This window comes from Persicimonas caeni (assembly GCF_006517175.1).
In the GTDB taxonomy this organism is placed as follows: Bacteria; Myxococcota_A; Bradymonadia; order Bradymonadales; family Bradymonadaceae; genus Persicimonas; species Persicimonas caeni.
The window spans coordinates 3,673,135-3,691,927 of the sequence record NZ_CP041186.1 but is presented as its reverse complement, the minus strand read 5'-3'; the positions used below and the strand labels follow the sequence as shown (position 1 = coordinate 3,691,927).

13 protein-coding genes are annotated in these 18,793 nt (G+C 63.7%); 10 read left to right on the top strand and 3 right to left on the bottom strand.

Annotated features, from left to right (window positions below; genetic code table 11):
- Positions 1-2: 2 nt before the first annotated feature.
- Positions 3-836 (bottom strand): hypothetical protein, encoded by an 834-nt coding sequence (locus tag FIV42_RS13705; protein WP_141198244.1) that lies wholly within the window; start codon positions 834-836, stop codon positions 3-5.
- A 169-nt stretch (positions 837-1,005) separates the two neighbouring features.
- Here FIV42_RS13705 and FIV42_RS13700 point away from each other — a divergent pair, with 169 nt between their 5' ends.
- The 8 genes from FIV42_RS13700 to metK all read left to right on the top strand — a co-directional run bounded on the left by FIV42_RS13700 (position 1,006) and on the right by metK (position 8,394).
- Positions 1,006-2,226 carry a M20 metallopeptidase family protein gene (locus tag FIV42_RS13700; RefSeq protein WP_141198243.1) on the top strand — a complete coding sequence of 407 codons (1,221 nt, stop codon included), beginning with the start codon at positions 1,006-1,008 and terminating at the stop codon, positions 2,224-2,226.
- A 270-nt stretch (positions 2,227-2,496) separates the two neighbouring features.
- Positions 2,497-2,811, top strand: coding sequence for a YbaB/EbfC family nucleoid-associated protein (locus FIV42_RS13695; RefSeq protein WP_141198242.1), 315 nt, complete (start codon positions 2,497-2,499; stop codon positions 2,809-2,811).
- 10 nt (positions 2,812-2,821) lie between these two features.
- Positions 2,822-3,436 carry a recombination mediator RecR gene (gene recR, locus FIV42_RS13690; RefSeq protein ID WP_141198241.1) on the top strand — a complete coding sequence of 205 codons (615 nt, stop codon included), beginning with the start codon at positions 2,822-2,824 and terminating at the stop codon, positions 3,434-3,436.
- Positions 3,437-3,604: 168 nt separating this feature from the next.
- The gene (locus FIV42_RS13685) at positions 3,605-4,096 is read left to right on the top strand and encodes a roadblock/LC7 domain-containing protein (protein ID WP_141198240.1); all 492 of its coding nucleotides are present in this window, start codon (positions 3,605-3,607) and stop codon (positions 4,094-4,096) included.
- A gap of 167 nt (positions 4,097-4,263) precedes the next feature.
- Positions 4,264-4,863: a GTP-binding protein gene (locus tag FIV42_RS13680; RefSeq protein ID WP_141198239.1), complete on the top strand. Its 600-nt coding sequence runs from the start codon at positions 4,264-4,266 to the stop codon at positions 4,861-4,863.
- A 239-nt stretch (positions 4,864-5,102) separates the two neighbouring features.
- Positions 5,103-5,558, top strand: coding sequence for a hypothetical protein (locus FIV42_RS13675; RefSeq protein WP_141198238.1), 456 nt, complete (start codon positions 5,103-5,105; stop codon positions 5,556-5,558).
- A 172-nt stretch (positions 5,559-5,730) separates the two neighbouring features.
- The gene (gene miaB / locus FIV42_RS13670) at positions 5,731-7,137 is read left to right on the top strand and encodes a tRNA (N6-isopentenyl adenosine(37)-C2)-methylthiotransferase MiaB (RefSeq protein ID WP_222615455.1); all 1,407 of its coding nucleotides are present in this window, start codon (positions 5,731-5,733) and stop codon (positions 7,135-7,137) included.
- Between the two features lie 96 nt (positions 7,138-7,233).
- Positions 7,234-8,394 carry a methionine adenosyltransferase gene (gene metK / locus FIV42_RS13665; RefSeq protein WP_174769536.1) on the top strand — a complete coding sequence of 387 codons (1,161 nt, stop codon included), beginning with the start codon at positions 7,234-7,236 and terminating at the stop codon, positions 8,392-8,394.
- A gap of 191 nt (positions 8,395-8,585) precedes the next feature.
- Here metK and FIV42_RS13660 read toward each other — a convergent pair whose 3' ends face one another.
- Both FIV42_RS13660 and msrB read right to left on the bottom strand, forming a co-directional pair.
- Positions 8,586-10,721, bottom strand: a complete 2,136-nt coding sequence (locus FIV42_RS13660; protein ID WP_141198236.1) for a hypothetical protein — start codon at positions 10,719-10,721, stop codon at positions 8,586-8,588.
- Positions 10,722-10,860: 139 nt separating this feature from the next.
- Positions 10,861-11,256: a peptide-methionine (R)-S-oxide reductase MsrB gene (msrB, locus tag FIV42_RS13655; protein ID WP_141198235.1), complete on the bottom strand. Its 396-nt coding sequence runs from the start codon at positions 11,254-11,256 to the stop codon at positions 10,861-10,863.
- Between the two features lie 186 nt (positions 11,257-11,442).
- Between msrB and FIV42_RS13650 the strand changes: the two genes are divergently transcribed.
- Both FIV42_RS13650 and FIV42_RS13645 read left to right on the top strand, forming a co-directional pair.
- A complete protein-coding gene (locus tag FIV42_RS13650) occupies positions 11,443-15,030 on the top strand; it encodes an exodeoxyribonuclease V subunit gamma (RefSeq protein ID WP_141198234.1) in 3,588 nt (1,195 codons plus the stop codon).
- A 192-nt stretch (positions 15,031-15,222) separates the two neighbouring features.
- Complete coding sequence (locus tag FIV42_RS13645; RefSeq protein WP_141198233.1) at positions 15,223-18,768, top strand: UvrD-helicase domain-containing protein; 3,546 nt, start codon at positions 15,223-15,225, stop codon at positions 18,766-18,768.
- Positions 18,769-18,793: the final 25 nt, after the last annotated feature.

The following is an 18,793-nucleotide window of genomic DNA, read 5'->3' as shown; positions in this document are numbered from 1 at the left end:
GGTTAGAATTCGAGCATCACCCCCGCCACCGGCGCGAGCTGAAACCCGCTCAAGTTGCGGGTCTCCTCGAGTACCGTAGGAGTGAACGCCATGTACATGCCCGTTAGTTCCAAATTCACCCAGATCCACTCGTAGCCGAGCATGATGCCGGTGGTCGCCCCGCCATACACGATCGTCTCATCCTGGAAGTACTTGACCGGCGCGTAGTCGGCGTACTCCGAAGGGGCCACATCGAGCAACTCCGGGTCGATGACCGGCTCGGCGCTGACCCACGAAACGATCATGCGTGGGCCGGCGTAGAACCGAAGAAACGAAAACGGCTCCATGCCGAACATCAGCGCCAGGTCGGCGTCGGTGCGCTTGAACTCAGTCAGCGTCAGGTACTTGAGCTTGAAGGGCAGATCGATGGTCTGGCGACCCACGCCGGCCATGACCGACAGCACGCGCCGCTCGTCGGCCGACTGCCACAGCCGGCCTTTGACGTCGCCCTTGAAGGAGGCGCCGTTGTAGCGAACGCCTACGTCGATCCCCTCGACCACGCCCACGCGCGCGGCGAACTCGGTGGCGAACGCCGGCTTGAACAGCATGAAGGCGAGCGCCGAGTCGAGCGCCTGGCGGTACTCTCGTTCGCTCAGGGTGCTTCCCTGCTCGTTGGCGTTTTTGATGCGCTCTTTGGCCAGGTTGACCGACTCTTGGTACTCGGTGATCACGTTGGTGTTGGCGCTTCCCTGCATCGCCACCGACCCCTGCCATTCGCCGGGCTCGAGCGTCTGCGGGTGCGTCGTGTAGGTCATCGAGGTGGTGCAACCGGCCAGCAGCGACAAGGCAACGAGCACGGTTGCCGCACCAAGACTCGTTTTCCACGTTCCAAACATCTCAAACCTCATCACCAAGCCTCGAGCCGCACGCCCAACGCCTTCGAGCAGACAGTACGGATTGTGTATAACAGGTAGCTCATCTATCGTCGCCCGCAGCGCACGAGTTGTCCACCCCCGGAGACGCACCATGACCGGCATATCTTCAGAATTCCCAGAAACCACCCTCGATGACAAGACCCTCGGCCAGCTCATCGAGCGCCGCCGCCACCTGCACGCCCACCCGGAGCTCTCCAACGAGGAGGAGCAGACGGCGCGCTACATCGAGGAGCAGCTCGCAAAGATTGGCATCACCGACGTCAAACGCATCGCCGACACGGGAGTGGTCGCCGTCGTCGAGGGGGCTCACGACGGGCCGACGTTGGGCTGGCGTGGCGACATCGACGCGCTGCCCATCCAGGAGATCAACGAGGTCTCCTACCGCAGCCAAAACGACGGGGTGATGCACGCCTGCGGCCACGACGTGCACACCACGGTGACGCTGGGATTGGCCGAGCAGATGCACGCGCGGCGAGACGAGCTGCACGGGCGGGTCAAATTCATCTTCCAGCCCGCCGAGGAGGCAAGCCCTGTCGACGAGCCGGTCGGCGCCGAGAAGATGGCCCAGGCCGGCGTGCTCGAAGCCCCGAAAGTCGACGCCGTCTTCGCCGCCCACTGCATGCCCACCCTCGAGGTCGGCAAGATCGGCTACACCGGCGGCGGGGTGTGGGCGGGCTCGGACCTCGTCGAGATCGAGGTGCGCGGCAAGAAAGCCCACGGCGCCTATCCGCACGAGGGCGTCGACGCCGTGCTCGTAGCCAGCCATCTGGTCACGGCGCTGCAGTCGGTGGTCAGCCGACGCGTCGATGCGCGCCAAGCGTGTGTGGTCACCATCGGCAAAATCGAAGCCGGAAACTCGTACAATATCTTGGCCGAGGACGCCAAGCTGACTGGGATTTTGCGCTCCCTGTCGACGGAGGTGTCGGCGCAGGCCAAGGAGGAAATCGGGCGGCTGGCGCGGAATATTTGCGAGGGTTTCGGCGCTTCCTGTGAGGTGAAATTCACCGCCGGCGCGCGCCCCGTCATCAACGATAGCCGCCTGGAGGCGCGCGCGGTCCGAGCCCTCGAGGAGCGCTTTGGCACGGATGAAATCGTGCCCCACGAGCCGCAACTGGGCGCCGAGGACTTCGCCGCCTTCTCGCGGCGCATCCCCGGCTGCTACTTCTTTTTGGGCATCCGCAACGAGCGCGAAGGCATCGTCAACGCGCTGCACACCCCCAACTTCGACGTCGACGAGCGGTGTCTGGGGTTTGGGGTCGAGCGGTTTGCGATGATGTTGTTGGATGTGGCGAAAGGGTGGGAAAGAGAGTGACCCGCAGCTATGCGACGCCCCCCATCCGCCTCGCGCTAAACCGCGCGCGAGCCACCTTCCCCGAGGGGAAGGGATGCTGTTGCGAGAACCACAGTGGTAGCTTTCTGGCGAGGGCATCCCTTCCCCCGGGGGAAGGTGCCCGGAGCGAAGCGAAGGGCGGATGGGGGGCACCGAAAAGCTACGCTTTACACCCGCGACACAGCGCTATTATAAAGCCACCACGATCAAACGAACCCACAAATCTCAACCAACTTCACAAGGAACACCGACATGAAAGGCGGCTTCAACAACATCGTTCGCCAGGCCCAGCAGATGCAGGGCAAGATCGCCAAAGTCCAAGAAGAAATGGCCGAAAAGAAGATCGAGGCCTCCACCGGTGGTGGCATGGTCACCGCGGTGGTCACTGGCGATCAGGAACTTTTGGAAGTCAAAATCGACCCGGAAGTCGTCGATCCCGAAGACGTCGAGATGCTCCAGGAAATGGTCGTGGGCGCGGTCAATCAGGCCATGAAGCTCGCCGGCGACATGATGAACGAGGAGATCGAGAAGATCACCGGCGGCATGAGCATTCCGGGTCTGTTCTAAGAAGGACTCGATGAAGTCTACCGATCCCATTACGAGACTCGTCAGCGCGTTCACCAAGCTTCCCGGCGTCGGTGAGCGCACCGCCAGCAGGCTCGCCTTCTTCATCCTCAACCAGCCCGACGAGATCGCCAACGAGTTGGCTCAGGCGCTGGTCGAGGTCAAAGAGAAGGTGGGCCTGTGTGAGCGCTGCTGCAACCTGACCGACGAGCGACTCTGCTCGGTGTGTCAGTCCCAGCGCCGCGATCACTCGGTGATCTGCGTGGTCGAGAACACCCCCGATCTGCGCGCGATCGAGAATACCGGCGAGTTTACCGGCAGCTACCACGTGCTGCACGGGTTGATCAGCCCCCTGGAGGGGATCGGCCCCGATGACGTGCATATCCGCGAGTTGTTGAAGCGGTTGGAATCGCCCGCGGCCAACGGTGACGCGGCGGTCGATGAGATCATCATCGCCACTAGCCCCTCCGTCGACGGCGAAGCGACCTCTTTGTACCTTTCCAAGCTCATCAAACCCCTGGGGATTCGGGTCAGCCGGATCGCCTCCGGGGTGCCCATCGGCAGTGAGCTGGAGTATACCGACAAGTCGACGCTGTCGCGTGCGCTCATGGAACGTCGCGATCTGTAATGCCAGAATTGCGCACTGTTTGCATTGTGTGTTACGGTCGTTGCAGAATCGGTTTTCGCAGAACATGAACGTGCTGCCAAGAGGTGGCTCTGCGGCAGCGAAGCTGGCTCTGCGGTGCCTGTCGATTGTGTGACACTTGAAGTCTGAAGATCCCTGAGGAGTTCCTCTATGGTCAGTGGTCAGATGGTGATTTACGAGGAGGAAGCGAACCAGCTCAAAGGTATTTGTGAGCAGCTGGTGCGTGACGCCCTCGCGAAAGCCATCTTCATCGTCGACCCCGACGGTCAGCTTATTGCAGCTACCGGAGAAACGTCCGGCATCGACACCACCGGGTTGGCCTCGCTGGTCGCTGGCGCGACTGCGGCTACTGGTGGGTTGGCCGACATGCTCGGCGAAGAAGAGTTTCCCGTCCACTTCCACGAGGGCACGAGGAACCACCTACATGTGTCGCTGATTCGCAGTCAGCTGATCTTGGTGGTGATCTTCGATGAGCGCTCGAGCCTGGGCCTGGTGCGGCTGCGCGTCAAGCGCGCGTACACCCAGATGGAAGACGTGCTCGACTCACTCGAGAAGAAGGCGGCCGCAGGCAACGACGACGTCGATATCTTCGGAGATATCACCGACGACGACATCGACAGCCTGTTTAACGATACGTTCTAGCGAGCGATCAAGAAAAGAATGTGACACGGCGCGCGGGCATGATATAACGCAAGCGTCGCGGTCACCGACACGAAGCGGGTCTTCAGACTCGCCTGAACGCTGGAAAATCCTGAGGAAATTCGACGAGCTGTCTCCCACAGCCAAGCTCGGCCACGAGAAAGGTTCTTATGTCGTTCATCAACTACGCTCAGCGAGAGATCATCCTCAAGATCGTGTATTACGGTCCGGGTCTCTGCGGTAAAACGACGAACATCAAATTCATCTATTCGGGAACCAATCCGGATGCCCGTGGCAAGCTGATCAACCTGGAGACCAAGCAGGAGCGTACCCTCTTTTTCGACTTCCTGCCGCTGAGCCTTCCGGCGATTCGCGGGTTCAAGACTCGCCTGCACCTTTACTCGGTGCCCGGCCAGCTCTTCTACAGCGCCAGCCGTAAGCTCATCATGAAGGGCGCCGACGGCGTCATCTTCGTCGCCGACAGCCAGCGCGCCCGTAAAGAGGCGAATATCATCTCCATGGAGGACCTCAAAGAGAACCTCCAGGAGTACGGCTACGACATCGACAAGATCCCGTTCGTCATCCAGTACAACAAGCGCGACCTTCCCACGGCCATGCCGCTCGAAGAGCTGCGCGAGGATCTCAACCCCGAGGGCAAGTACCCCGACTTCGAGGCCTGCGCGGTCGCCCCGGACGGCCCGGGCGTCTTCGAAACCCTCAAAGCAGTGGTCAAGCAGATCTTGATGGAGCTCAAAAAGAAGAAGCAATAAGCATCCATCGACGAACACATTTCAAAAGGCCTGCCGATCTCCGGCAGGCCTTTTGTCGTTGAAAAAACGCTCCGTTTTTACTAGACTTTCACACCTACGTAGTAACGTTGTATGGGGGCGATCGACCAGACAAGAGGTTCTGGAGTGGTGCGATCTCTAAGTGGCACCGCGTAGAAATCATCTACGCGCCGCCATACGAGCGCGCTCTTCGCCGGACCAATTCACCAAGGAGGTGGGACATGGCACTACCGTCGAATCTTACGTCGCAGCACGCCAAACTCGACGCCAATATCTCGCTGATGCGCGGGCGTCTCGAATCGGCACAAACGGATAAGACCGACGACGAGTTATTCGCTCAGCTCAAACCGTGGACCGAACAGATGGGCAAGATGCTCCACGGTTACGTCGAAGACGAGCAACGCGTGCTCTTGCAACAAGCCACTCGCGTACTCGGCGAGACCCTCGAGGAGGTCGCCGAGATCAACGAGCACAACGCCGAGCTCTTGGAGTGCTTCGAGAGCTTCAAGCAGGCGCTCGATCAGGTGACCATTTCCGGAGACGAAGCTGCCCTCGACGAGGTCCGCGAGCGTTTTCAAAAATTCTGCGCCTGTTTCCGACGCCAGCGCGACGCCGAACGCAACTTCTACACCCTCTATTCGACCATTCTCTTCCCCGCCGGCGCTGCCACGGATTGACACTCAGACCCTGTCTGATTGACACCACTGCAGCACTTACCTAACTTACGTCGACGTTTCGAAAGGGCTGGCGGAAAGAAACCGCCCGCCCGTTTCGTTTGGGCTCAGGGCCTTTGCTGTAATGCAGTCCCGAGACCCCGAGACCCCTAAACCCCGAAACCCCGACGCAACAATGACTTCCGAGCCGACCACTCAAGGTACAAAGAACCCGTACGCCCACGACGGCGAAAAAAACACCATGCCCGAGGCCGACGGCACGCTGGGCAAGAAGGTCTTCATTGAGACCTACGGGTGTCAGATGAACCTCGCCGACAGCGAGCTGATGGGTGGCGTGTTGGCCGACACCGGCTACTCCTCCGCCGAGTCGCTCGAAGAGGCGGACGTGATCCTGATCAACACCTGCGCGGTGCGCGAGCGCGCCGAGGATCGCGTGTTCGGTCGGCTCTCACACCTGCTTCGGTTCAAGAACGACAAGCCCGAGCTCGTCCTCGGTGTGACCGGCTGCATGGCCGAGCACCTGCGCGACAAGATCACCGATCAGGCCCCTTACGTCGACCTGGTGATCGGCCCCGACGCCTACCGTCGGCTGCCCGCCCTGCTCGACAAGGCCACCGGCGAGGCGCGCGATCCGGTCATCGACGTCAAGCTCGACAAGGCCGAGGTCTACGAGGGACTGACGCCCAAGCGAAAGCCGGGCGTGGGCGGATGGGTCACCGTGCAGCGTGGCTGCGACAAGTTCTGCACCTTCTGCATCGTGCCGTTCGTGCGCGGGCGCGAGCGCGGCGTGCCGCCTCACGAGATCTTGCGCCAGGTCGAAAACTTGGCCGAGCGCGGCTACAAAGAGGTCACCCTTCTGGGCCAGACGGTCAACTCGTACCGCTACGAGGACGTCGACTTCGCTGACCTGCTCGAGCAGATCGTGCCCATCGAGGGCATCGAGCGCATCCGGTTCACGTCGCCGTATCCCACTGATTTCACTCCGAAATTGATCGAAACGATTGCGCGGCACGACAAGATTTGCAACTATCTGCACCTGCCGGCGCAGTCGGGCTCGAACCGGATGCTCGACGAGATGCGCCGCCAGTACACGCGCGAAGAGTACGACCAGCTCGTCGACGACATTCGCGCGGCGGTGCCCGACATCGCCCTGTCGACCGACATCATCGTCGGCTTTCCGGGGGAAACCGAAGAGGACTTCGAGCAGACGATGGAGCTGATGGAGTCGACGCGCTTCGACTTCGCGTACCTGTTCAAATACTCCGAGCGCAGCAACACCTACGCGTCGCGCAACCTCCCCGACGACATCGACGAGGAAGTCAAAGGCGAGCGCCTCAAAAAGATCATCGCGCTGCAGGAATCGATCAGCGCCGAGGTCTTCAAGTCGAAGGTCGGCGGCACCTACACGGTGCTCGTCGAAGGCGAGAGCCGCCGCGACCCCAACGAGCTTTGTGGGCGCACCGGCGACTTCAAGACGGTGGTCTTCCCGAAGGCCGACGGCCGCGACATCGAGGCCGGCGATCTGGTCGACGTGAAGGTGACCGACTGCACGAGCCATACGTTGTTGGGTGAATTGGCGTAACAATTGCCAACACGCCCCCACTACGGTACCAATTTCCACTGTTAAAGAGCATTCGCGGTCGTCATTCGGCCGTCATGTAGTATTCAGGAGCCATACATCATGTCCAAGAACTTCGTCTTCACCTCCGAATCCGTCTCCGAAGGCCACCCCGATAAGGTCGCCGACCAGATCTCCGACGGCGTCCTCGACGCCATTCTGGCGCAGGACACCAGCGCGCGCGTCGCCTGTGAGACCATCGTCAACACGGGCCTCGCCATGATCTTCGGCGAGATCACCACCAAGGCTTACGTCGACCTGCCCGAGATCGTGCGCAACACGATCAAGCGCATCGGTTACACCAATCCCGAGTTCGGATTCGACTACCGCTCCTGCTCGGTCCAGTCGGCCATCGACGAGCAGAGCCCCGACATCGCTCAGGGCGTCGTCACCGACATGGGTGTGGTCGAAGAACAGGGCGCCGGCGACCAGGGCCTGATGTTCGGTTACGCCTGCGACGAGACCGAAGAGCTGATGCCGATGCCGATCATGTACTCGCACAAGCTCGTCGCCCATCTGGCGCAGGTGCGAAAGCAGGAAGTCGTCGACTTCTTCGGCCCCGACAGCAAGAGCCAGGTCACGGTGCGCTACGAGGACAACGAGCCGGTCGCCATCGACGCGGTCGTCGTGTCGACCCAGCACCTCGACCGCGTGAGCATCGACGAGGTGCGCGAGGCGGTCATGGAGACGACCATCAAGAAGGTCCTCCCCGAGGAGCTGCTGCACGAGGGCACCAAGTTCCACATCAACCCGACCGGCCGCTTCGTCGCCGGCGGCCCCTTGGCTGACGCCGGCTTGACCGGCCGCAAGATCATCGTCGACACCTACGGCGGCATGGGCCGCCACGGCGGCGGTGCCTTCAGCGGTAAGGACCCGAGCAAGGTCGACCGCTCGGCCGCCTACATGACCCGCTACATCGCCAAGAACATCGTCGCCGCCGGCCTCGCCCGCCGCTGCGAAGTCCAGCTCGCCTACGCTATCGGCGTCGCCGAGCCGGTCAGCGTCATGGTCAACACCTTCGGCACCGCCGCGGTCCCCGAGGAGAAGATCGAAGCCGCCGTCCCCGAGTTCTTCGAACTCAAGCCGGCCGGCATCATCCGCACCCTCGACCTGCTGCGCCCGATCTACCGCGACACCGCCGCCTACGGCCACTTCGGTCGCTCCTCCTTCAACTGGGAGAAGACCGACAAGGCCGAGGTGCTCAAGGACGCGCTGCTCTAAGCTCGCGCGACCACGTTTCGGTGCGGGGGCTTCTAGCCCTCGCGAAAGGCGCCCCCCGGGGCGCCTTTTTCGTTGCGGAGCCGGGGCTTGCCGCGGGGTAATGAGCCACGAACCACCCAATACACACCGAACACAAAAAAGCCCCGGCGAATCGAACTCGCCGGGGCTTTCTTACGTTTGCAGCGCCGTGTTTAGTTCGGCGAGCAGGCCGAAATGGTGTCCACCGTGCCGGTGCTGAGCGTCACCCGGATATTGGAGTCGCAGGCGGTCAGCGCGTTGCCGGAGACGCCGCCGGAGCAGTCGCCGCCGTCGTCGCAGACGCGCGTGCAGTAGCTGGCCTGGTCGCCGCACTGACGCTGGCCACTCTGCGGCTCGACCTGGCAGACCTGGCCGGACTGGCAGTCGCTGGCCGAGCTGCAGGGGGTGCCGTCGTAGATGGTGTTGGTCAGGCACAGGCCACTCTGGCAGTCCGAGCCACTCGAGCACGTATCGCCAAGCAGACCGACGTTGCTGTCGTTCGGGTCGACGATGTTGCGGCGCACGCAGATCTGGTCGACGGCGTCTTCACGCGTGTTCTCGTTGGTCGTGCACACGTGCTCGACCGTATTGCCGTTACTGTCGGTGAAGTCGAGGCCGCCGCAGTCGCTGTTGTCGGCGCAGGCGGTGTTGCAGAAGCCGAGCTGGCTGGTGCCGACGTTGAAGGTCGTGCATGCCTGGCCCTGCGCGCACTGGCTGTCGGCCGCGCAGATCACCGAGCACTCGTCGCTGTTGCCGTTGAGGCAGATGCGCGAGCGGCAGTCGCTCGTCTGCTCGCAGGTGTCGCCCAGGGCGCCCGAGGCGTTGGCGTCGGGCATGCCGCAGTAGGCTTCGCGAGCCTGCGGGTCGCTGGTGCCGGCGCGGATATCGTTGCACATGCGCACGCCATCCGAGCAGATGCCGTCTTGGTCGCAGCGGTCATCGGGCAGCGTCTCGCAGACCTCGAAGGTGCCAACCAAGCCGCTCTTGGCGACGTTGGCCGACTGGCAAAGCTGGCCGTTTCCGCACTGGTTGCTGGTGTCGCACGGGGCGCTGCAGTGGTCGTTGAGGCACACGAGGCTGCCGCACTCCGAGTCGCTCGTGCACGGCACGCCCGTGGCGTTACCGCCGGCGTTGGGGATGCAGACCGACTCGAGGGCGTTGCCCGAGGCGTCGGGCACAATCGCGCAGGTCAAGCCACTGGCGCAGTCGTCGTTCGAGGTGCACGCGGTCGGGTCCTTGGCGACGCAGACGCTCACGTCGTTGGTGCCGCCGCTGCCGTCGTCCAGCGAGGTGGTGCCACACTCGTAGCCGGGGGTCGGGCAGTCGCTGTCATTTTCGCACGGCACGGTGCACACGTCGCGGAAGCGACCTTCGTTGCACAGGTTCGATTCGCAGCCGCCGTCGTCGGTGCAAATCTCGCCCAGACCGCCGCCACCGCTGTTGCCGTTGGCGCACTGCGCCTCGCCGGTGGCGCGGTCGACGTAGCAGACTTGGCCGGTCGGGCAGTCGCGCTTGCTCGAGCAGGTGCGCGGCGGGGTGCACACCGAGGCGTTGTCGGTGCTGCCGTTGCCCAGGTCGACCGGCGAGATCTCGCACGAGAAGTCGTCGCCCGCGGCGCAGTCGCCGTTGGCGGCGCAGGGTGCCGAGCAAGTGCCGTCCTGACACAGGTTCTGGGCGCAGTCGGCGTCGGTCGAGCAGGTGTCGCCGACATCGCCGCCGCCCGAGTTGGGCGTGCCGCATTCGAAGGTGACTTCCGTGGCGCCCTTGATCGCGATGCAGCGCTCGGGGGAGGTGCAGTCGGCGTCCGAGGAGCACTGCGAAGCCGGCTTGGGCACGCAGATATTGACCGTCTCGGTCGCGCCGCCGTCGGTCTGGACGTCGGTGGAATCGCAGATGATGCTGCCGTCGTCGGAGCAGTCCGACGTCGTCTCGCACGGCGCGGAGCAGGTGCCGTCGACGCACAGGTTCGACGCGCAGTCGCTGTCGGCCGAGCAGCTATCGCCGACTTGGCCGCTTCCGGAGGGGTCTTGGCAGGTGAACTCGACCGTATTGCCCGAGCGATCCGCCACGCAGATTTGCGGGTCGGTGCAGTCGGCGTCCGAGCCGCACTCGTCGGGGTTCGTCCCGCCGTCGTCACCGGTATCTTGGGCTGTGTCGGAGGTATCCGTACCCGCGTCGTCGCCACCTGTGGTGTCGGTGCCGACGTCGACGCCCTGTCCGTTACTGCGTGACTGGCCGGGATCGTCCGTGCCACAGGCTGCGACGAGCGCAACCAATACGAATATTACCAGAGTCGTCCACTTCCTCATCATCCGCTCCATTGTCCAGAAGTCACAGTCGTTGAGACTTCTGGAGCCGCGATTTATTCAACGCGCAAAGTATATAAACAGTGTAACGCGGCGCGTTATAGATTGAAAATCAGCGTTTCTCAAGCGGATGAGGTTGTTTTTAGTCGGCCTCGAACTCCAAAGCGACCGAGTTGATGCAGTAGCGAAGCCCCGTGGGCTCCGGCCCGTCCGGGAACACGTGGCCCAGATGCGAGCCGCAGTTACTGCACACCACCTCGGTGCGGCGCATACCGTGGCTCAGGTCCTGCTTCTCGTCGACGGCGTCCTCGTCGGCCGGCTCATAGAAGCTCGGCCAGCCGCTACCCGACTTGTACTTCGTCTCCGAGTCGAACAACTCTTGGCCGCACGCGGCGCACTTGTAGACACCCTCCTCGTCGTGCTCGTACAGATCGCCGGCGAACGCGCGTTCGGTGCCCCCCTCACGCAGCACGCGGTACTGCTCGGGGGTGAGCTTTTCGCGCCAGTAGGACTCGGGTTTGTCGCGGTCGGTGCTCATGGTGGTGCTCCTCGTTTAGCAAAACGTAACGCGTCTCAAACATAGGATGCAGGTGGGGGGAGGCAAAGTTCGTGATCGCGCGCATCACGATCTATTCCCCCGATTTCCCCCGTTGCCCCAACCCTGCGAGTATGCCAGAGTTTCGCCGAATGCCCTCACGGGCTCCTCTCTCGCACACACAAAAGCATGCTCCAGGTCTTCTACTCCAACCATCTCGAGAGGCTGGTCGACGCGCTCGTCGAGGCGACCACGCTCGAGCGCAAGCGGCTCAAGCTGAGTCCGTTCGACCGCACGCCGGTGGTGGTGCCGAACTGGAACGTCGAGGCGTACCTCAAGTTCGAGGTCGCCCGCCGCAAGGGCATCGCGGCGCATATGGAGTACCGCCAGCTGATCGAGTTTTTCGAGTCGCTGTTGCCCACCAGCGGCGAGTACCGGATTCTCGACGACCAGACCCTCCAGCTTCTGCTCATCGACGCGCTCGGCGACAAAAAGCTGTTGGCACGAAAGGACTTGGCGCCGGTCCAGGGCTACCTCTCCGCCGCCGGCGACGACCGCGACTCGCTCGAGCTTCGCCGCTTCCAGTTGAGCGCGCACTTGGCCGAGCTCTTCCGCGAGTACGACTACGCGCGTCCCGAGATGGTCGCCGAGTGGCCCGAGAGCCCCCAATTTCGCGACCCGCACTGGCGGCGCATCGAGCGCTGGCAGCGCGCCCTCTGGCTCGATCTGTTCGCCCCCGACGGCCGCGTCGCCAAACTCGCCGACGAAAAGGGCGCCGCATATATAAGGCTGCCCGAGATCTTCGAGCGCGTCCCCGCCGACGCGCTGCAGATCCCCAAGAGCGTCCACCTCTTCGCGATGAACAAGCTCGGGCGCGTCTTCGAGGGCCTTCTGGGCGTGCTCGGCGAGCGCACCGAGGTCCACTTGTGGTCGCTCAACCCGTGCCGTGAGTTTTGGGAGGACGTGGTCACCGACATCGACGAGGAGGCCGAGCTGCTGTCGAGCAAGGCGGTCGACGGCGGGCAGCTCGTGCTCGCCGGGGCCGCTCCGGACCTGCGCGACGAGGACTTTTGGGAGCCCGAGAAGTTCCCACTGCCGCTCAGACTGTGGGGCCGCGCCGGGCGTGACCAAGTGCGCATGCTCAACCGGTTGTGCGGCCATGACCCGCGCACGCTCTTCGAGGAGCCCGCTATCGACAGCGTGCTGACGCAGGTCCAGCAGGACGTGCTCGACCTCGCTCCCGAGCGCGAAGAGCCCATCGACGCGCTCGACGACGACAGCATCACCGTGCTCGCCTGCCCCGGCATCCAGCGCGAGGCCGAGATCATCGCCAACGAGATCTGGGCGCTGATGCGCGGCGAGCGCCACATGTGGGACGACAAGCCACTGCAATTCAACGAGATAGCCGTCATCGTCAACCGCGACCAGCGCGTCGAGTACCAGACCCACCTCGAGGCGGTCTTCCGCGACGTCTACGACATCCCGTTCAACATCGTCGACCTGCAGGCGAACGCCGACAGTCGGCTCGTCGAGGCGCTCGAACTGCTGCTCGACCTGCCATTCGGCAACTTCAAGCGCCGCGAGCTGCTCAAGTTGCTCACGCACCCGAACGTCATCGCCAAATTCGACGACGTCGAGCCGCAGACGTGGCTTCGTTGGTGCGACGAGCTCAACATCTTCCACGGCGCCGACCACACAGACCACGCCGACACCTATATCGAGCGCGACCTGTTCAACTGGGATCAGGGCCTCAAGCGCCTGGTACTGGGCGGGTTTATGACCGGCGAGCCGAGCGGTGACGACCGCGCGTTCCGCCACGAGCAGTTCCACTACCTGCCCCACGAGTACGCCCACGGCGAGTCGACGAGCGCCGCCCGATTGGTGATGTGTGCCCGCTCGCTCATCGCCGACGCCCGCCGCTGCCGCCGCGAAGAGCACACGCTCGCCGAATGGTTCGAGCGCATCGGCGAGATGGTCGAAAATTACCTCGCGCCGGCCCACGACGACGAGGAGTTCGAGTTCATGCGCTGCCGTCGCCTGCTCGGCGACCTGGCCGACCTCGACGTCACCGGCCGCAAGATGCCCTACCGCGTCGCCCGCGAATTTTTGGGCCGTGCGCTCGGCGAGCTCGAAGGCCGCCGCGGCCAATACCTCGCCGACGGTGTGGTCGTCTCGTCATTCTTGCCCGCGCGGCCGATGCCCTTCCGCGCCGTCTTCGTCGCCGGCATGGGCGAGTCGTATTTCCCGTCCTCCGACGGCGGCGACCCGCTCGACCTTCGCCAGGTCAAATGGCAAGAGGGCGACGCCGGCCGCCGCGACCGCGACAAGTACGCCTTTTTGCAGACCCTGCTGTCGACCCGCGAGCGCTTCTACGCAAGCTACGTCTCGCGCGACAGCCGCACCGGCGAAGCCCTCGAGCCGTCGTCGGTCGTGCGCGACCTGCTGCATATGCTCGAGCAGAGCTACCTCGGCCGGGAAAAGACCGCCGCGTGCGTGCGTGAGCACCCGCTTCGGCGCTTCGACGCGGCCTATTTTGACCGGGACGACTCCGACGAGGAGAGCGAGTTCGGCACGGTCTACCATCCCGAAGCCCGGCGCGAGGCCGCCGCCTTCGCCCTGCGCGAGAGCCTCCGCGAGCATTGCCGCCGGTACAACGTGCCCTTTCCGGAGCTTCCGATCCTCGAAAAGGCCGTCGCCGAGCCGCTGCGAAACCAGGTCGGCGCGGTGCTCGGCACCTACGCACAACCCAAGGCGCAGGCGCCCGACGAAGATCTCCTCGAGGTCTCGCTGTCGTTCTCGCAGCTTCGCCAATTCCTCGAGAGCCCGCTGCAGGCCTCGGCGCGCTGGATTCTGGGGCTTCGCTCCGACGACGATCAGGACCTGCTCGACGTCGAGGACGAGGTCTTCGAGTCGTCGTATGTGAGCTCGCTTCTCTTCGCGCGCGACGTCTTCTGGGAAACGATCACCGAGCACGCCCCCGACGATAACCCGGCGTTCTTGCCCATTTACGAGCAGAAGGCGCGCTACCTCGAACTCAAAGGCGAGCTCCCCACCGGGCCGTTTCACGAAGGTGAGCGCAAAAAGCAGTTGGAGCTTCTGGAGACGTGGCGCGCCAACCTCGCCAAGCTGGGCGTGCCCGGCGAGGCTCCGCTCGAGGTCAAGCGCATCGGGCGCGCCGAGCGCCACGCGCCGTTAGACGAGATCTGGGATTCCATCAGCTTCGAGTTGGTCCTCGACGACCAACCCGTCCGCGTCGAGCTCTACGGCGAGACCGAAGCCCTCGATAACACACACGGCACCGCCGTCACCCTCGTCTCGCGCAGCCGCGTCAAAGACAAGGACTTCCTGCGCGGCTTCTTCACGCAGGTAGGCCTCGCCGCCAGCGGCAAAATCGATGAAGATCGCCCCTTCGACCTGGTCGTCGCCCCCGGAAAGTCGCTCGCGCGGGCCCGCAAGCTGTCGAAATACAAAAAGCGCCTCGCCCCCATCAGCCAGGCCGACGCGCTGGCGTACCTCGAGACGCTCACTGCCGACTTCTTGAGCGGCGTCCACGCTTATTTGATGCCCATCGAGGCGGTCTTCGAGTACTTCGACCCCGAGAACGAAACACCCTTCGACGAGCTCGTCGAGATGCAGCTCAACAACCGCTGGAGCACGTGCAGCTCCGAGTACGGCCCGGTGCGCCAGCCGGCGCGCTTCGAGGCCCCGCAGGACGCCGACCGATTGCTTCAACGACGGTATGCGCCGTTCTTTAAACGTTTGGGCGGGGGGGAGTGATATGGCTTATTGCGGCGGCTCTTGGTTTTTAGTTCTTGGTTCTTGTTCTTGCTTTCCGAAAGGCGCAGCTCGATCTGCCTGCGGTGATCTGCGCAGGCTGTTGAAGTCGAAGTCATGCAGCGCTTCGCATAAACCCAGACATCAAGACCCAAGAACCAAGAACCAAGAACCGACCCGCCTGGGAGGTACGACGTGATCGAGACGTACCGAATCAAGAAGCCTGCCACCCTCGCGCAGATCCCCCACGACAATCACGCCGTGATCGAGGCGTCGGCCGGCACCGGCAAGACGTACACCATCGAGCACATGGTCATCGACCTCTTGCTCGCCAACGAGGACTTGCGCATCTCGCAGATCTTGATCGTCACGTTCACCGAGAGGGCGACCTACGAGCTGACCGCGCGCATCCGAAAGCTCTTGCAGGGCATCGTCGACGCAGATCCGAAGCTCTTGGCGAAGGATTACGAGACTGAAGCTTGGGAGATCGACACCAAGAGGCGCCGACGGCTGCAAAAGGCGCTGTCGTCGTTCGACATGGCGCCGATCCACACCATTCACGGCTTCTGCCACCGCGTGCTCACCGAAAACGCCTTCCAGAACCATCGGCTCTTCGACCAAGACCACACCGACTTCGATGTGCTCTTCGAGAGGGTCTTCAAGGAGGCGCTGCGGCGCGAGTTCGCCCACAAAGACGAGTTTCGCCCGTACCTGGCCGCCTGGCTCGAGGCGAAGAACCCCGCGGTCGACAAGCTCGAGCGCATGTTGTCTCGCTGCGTGCGCACGCGCGCCGAAATCCGGCCCAAATTCGACGAGATGGCGCTCGCCCGCGCTCTCGATGCGTTCGGCGAACGCGACGCCAAAGCGATCGCCGACGCGCTCAAAGCCGAGCTCAAAGAAGAAGGCGTCCACCACGCCACGATCCGCGCGACCGTAAAGCGCGTGACCGGCATCATGGAGGCGCTCGACGCCTTCCGCACCTCCGGCGACGTCGTCCAATTCCTGGCGCTCGCCGGGGAGAAGAAGACCTACGAGTACCTCGACGAAAAACTCGGCGAGTACGCCTTTGCCGGCCCCGTCGGCCAGATGGTGCGCCGCGCCTTCGAGGCGGTCGTGCCCCTCGAAGCCGCCATCGTCGAGAAGTTCTTGCCCACGCTCGAGCGCATGTTGCGCCAGTACAAAGAAGAAGAGGGGCATTTCTCCTACGACGACATGCTCAGCTTCGTGTGGGAGAGCCTCGAGAGCCCGCGGGGCCAGAGCCTCGTCGAGGTGCTGCGCGGCCGCTACAAGTACGCGCTCATCGACGAGTTCCAGGACACCGACGACCTGCAGTGGAAGATCTTTCGGCGCATCTTCCACGAGAGCGAACTCGAGAATATCTTCTACCTCATCGGCGACCCCAAGCAGGCGATCTACAGCTTCCGCGGCGCCGACGTCTACACCTACCTCGACGCCAAGAAGACCGTGCTCGACGCCGGCGGCACGCTCGTACGCCTGGGCGACAACTGGCGCTCCTCGCAGGGCGTCGTGTCGGCCTACAACCACATCTTCGAGCAGGACGCCCAGCCGCCCTACTTCACCGGCGAGATCACCTACGACACGCCCGTCGAGTGCGCGCTGCCCGACCGCATGGCATTCCGGGCCGACGGCGAGCCGGCCACGCCCATCACGCTCGTCCAGTTGATGGACCCGGACCTGAACGCCACGCGCGTTCGCGAGGGCTTCGCCGCCTATTTCGCCTCCGAGATCCGCGCGCTGCTCGACGACTCGAGTTCGAGCGACGGGGGGCTCTTCGTGCGCGAGGACGTCAACTCGGACAAAGAGCGCATCTCGGCGCGCGATATCTTCGTGCTGACCCGATCGCGCTCCGAGGGGCGCTATATCGCCGAGTACCTGCGCCGCGAGGGCGTCCCGTACGCCTTCTTCAAACAAGACGGGCTCTTCCAGACGCCCGAGGCGCTGCACGTCTACGACCTGCTGCAGGGCATCGCCCACCCGCACGACCGCTCGAAGCGCCTCAAGGCTTGGCTCACCCCGTTCTTCGGCCTCGACATCGAGGCGCTCGCCGACACCGACGAGATGTCGGACACCGACCCGTTGGTGCGCGACCTGTTCGACTGGAAGCAGGCCGCCGACAAGCGCTACTTCGAGAGCCTATTCAACTCGGTGCTGCGCCGAAGCGGGCTGTTGCGCCGTGAGATCTTTACGAAGACGAGCGAGCGCGAGCTCACCAACTACCTGCATATCTTCGAGATTCTGCTCGAGGAGGCCAACCGCAGCGGCTTTGATTTGAGCGAGCTCGTCTTGCGGCTCAAGGCGTTCATCGAAGAGCGCCAGACGCCCGAGGGCGAGGACGGAAACGTCCAGCGCCTGGAGACCGACCGCGACGCCGTGCAGATCATGACGATGCACAAGTCGAAGGGCCTCGAGGCCGAAGTCGTCTTCATCTACGGCGGCTTCGGGCGCGCCCCGTCGGGCAGCCTGCACGCCTTTCACGAGGACGACGGCCGCCCCGTGCTCCACATCGGCTCGCCGCCGCAGAGCTCGCGCGACAAGTGGGAGCGCGAGCAGCGCGAGGAGGAGCAGCGGCTGATGTACGTGGCGCTCACCCGCGCCAAGTCGCGCATCTACCTGCCGTATGTGGGCTTCGAGAACGAGCCTGACCAAGAAGACGGGCTCGACAAGCGAGACTACAATATCGACGGCACCTACGCCGCGCTCTTGCCCAGGCTCGACACCATCACGCGCAACCTGCAGGACCCGGTCGACGGCTGGTTCGAGCTCGAGCAGGTCGAGTACGCCCAGACGCTGCGCGTGCGAGACGTCGCCGCCCAGATGCAGGCGCTTCGCCAATGGCAGATGCCCGACGACCTGCCGCGCCCCTTCGACGACGCGATGTTCCGCCCGCTGCGCTCGCGCCGGCACACGGTCAGCTCGTATAGCCGCATCAAAGGCGAGCGCGAGCGCCATCTGGAGATCGACGCCGACGAGTTCAAGGCCGACGGCGGCCAGCCCGTCGCCGCGCTGCTCCCCGACGACGCCCTGCCGGGCGGCAAGCGCGCCGGTGTGTTCCTGCACGAACTCGTCGAGAACCTCGACTTCGAGCGCGTGCGCGGTCACCAAGACCTGGAGAGTTGGCTCGACGACGCTCAGATCGAAGACGACTTCCGCGCCTGCATGCGCCAATACGGCGTCGGCGAGGAGTACCTCGCCTATTGCAAAAAGCTCGTCTGGAGCTCGGTCACCACGCCGTTGAGCACCGAGGCCGTCGAGCTCCCCTGCATCGCCCAATGCGACCGCACGCTGCGCGAGCTCGAATTTCTCTACCCGATCCCCGAGCGCTCCCACGCGCGCATCGACGAAATCGCCGAAGACGAGCGCACCGAATTCGCGATCGAGCGCGGCTACATCAAGGGCTTCATCGACTTGTTGTTCGAAACGGGCGGCAAGATCTACTTCGCCGACTGGAAGAGCGACATCCTCGCCGAGTACAGCCCCCACACGCTCGACCGCCACGTCGCCGAGCGCTACGGCATCCAGGCGACCATCTACGCGCTCGCGGTCGTCAAATTCTTGGAGATCCACGACGAAGAGGCATACGAAGAGCGCTTCGGCGGGTATCTATACCTGTTCATGCGCGGCATGGACGCCGAGAACGGCCACGGTGTGTACTACGGGCGGCCGAGCTGGGACGATGTCCGCCGGTACGAAGAGCATTTGAGAGAGCGGGTTCGCTACTAGGAGGCAGCGCTTCCAGCGCTGGTAC

What these genes read in the sequence shown, in the direction of transcription:
- FIV42_RS13660 (WP_141198236.1), bottom strand. Translation starts at nt 10,721, where the DNA reads ATGAGGAAGTGGACGACTCTGGTAATATTCGTATTGGTTGCGCTCGTC.
- FIV42_RS13695 (WP_141198242.1), top strand. Translation starts at nt 2,497, where the DNA reads ATGAAAGGCGGCTTCAACAACATCGTTCGCCAGGCCCAGCAGATGCAG.
- FIV42_RS13675 (WP_141198238.1), top strand. Translation starts at nt 5,103, where the DNA reads ATGGCACTACCGTCGAATCTTACGTCGCAGCACGCCAAACTCGACGCC.
- miaB (WP_222615455.1), top strand. Translation starts at nt 5,731, where the DNA reads ATGACTTCCGAGCCGACCACTCAAGGTACAAAGAACCCGTACGCCCAC.
- msrB (WP_141198235.1), bottom strand. Translation starts at nt 11,256, where the DNA reads ATGAGCACCGACCGCGACAAACCCGAGTCCTACTGGCGCGAAAAGCTC.
- FIV42_RS13700 (WP_141198243.1), top strand. Translation starts at nt 1,006, where the DNA reads ATGACCGGCATATCTTCAGAATTCCCAGAAACCACCCTCGATGACAAG.
- FIV42_RS13650 (WP_141198234.1), top strand. Translation starts at nt 11,443, where the DNA reads ATGCTCCAGGTCTTCTACTCCAACCATCTCGAGAGGCTGGTCGACGCG.
- FIV42_RS13685 (WP_141198240.1), top strand. Translation starts at nt 3,605, where the DNA reads ATGGTCAGTGGTCAGATGGTGATTTACGAGGAGGAAGCGAACCAGCTC.
- recR (WP_141198241.1), top strand. Translation starts at nt 2,822, where the DNA reads ATGAAGTCTACCGATCCCATTACGAGACTCGTCAGCGCGTTCACCAAG.
- FIV42_RS13680 (WP_141198239.1), top strand. Translation starts at nt 4,264, where the DNA reads ATGTCGTTCATCAACTACGCTCAGCGAGAGATCATCCTCAAGATCGTG.